Raw genomic sequence first — 504 nt, forward strand, 5'->3', positions numbered from 1 at the left:
TAATACATCCAACCACTAAAAATCAATACCTTTCCACTAATTTTGGAGTAGAGCCAATTTTTTAGACAGTTTTTTGGTTCGTTTTAAGATGTTTTCTTTACGTGTTAAAAGATGTTTTTTTATTACGGTTCCCGTTTTTCAGTTTTAATATACATTATGCCGCTATGGACGGTGTAACCCCCTCCATAAACGCTCAGCGGCATCGTCTCTCGCAACACCGCCAACGCGACCTTCGCCTTGAACGCGTCGTCATACGTCTTACGGCTGCCGGTCGGCTTTACGCTCGTCGGGTTTGTCGGGCTTTTACGCATATCGTGGCTCCTTCGGTTTTGTAAGGATAACCGCTTAAAATACATCCCGCCAACGGTATTAAAAAGTTAGACCACTATAGGAGCTGTCTCTTATACACATCTAGACGTGTATAAGAGACAGGATTAGATATGTTGGCCCGTTTATTTCTTATCTTTTAACACCTATATTGACCTTTGTGTTTTTTAGGTCATT

General features: G+C 41.3%; 1 protein-coding gene. It reads right to left on the reverse strand.

What is annotated here, in order from left to right; genetic code table 11:
* Positions 1 to 122: 122 nt before the first annotated feature.
* Positions 123 to 311, reverse strand: a complete 189-nt coding sequence (locus tag ACYVRA_RS08525; protein WP_461252293.1) for a hypothetical protein — start codon at positions 309 to 311, stop codon at positions 123 to 125.
* Positions 312 to 504: the final 193 nt, after the last annotated feature.

The organism is Treponema sp. R8-4-B8, from assembly GCF_054786175.1.

Excerpts from the sequence above, each read along its gene's own strand:
- ACYVRA_RS08525 (WP_461252293.1), bottom strand. The coding sequence starts at position 311 with ATGCGTAAAAGCCCGACAAACCCGACGAGCGTAAAGCCGACCGGCAGC.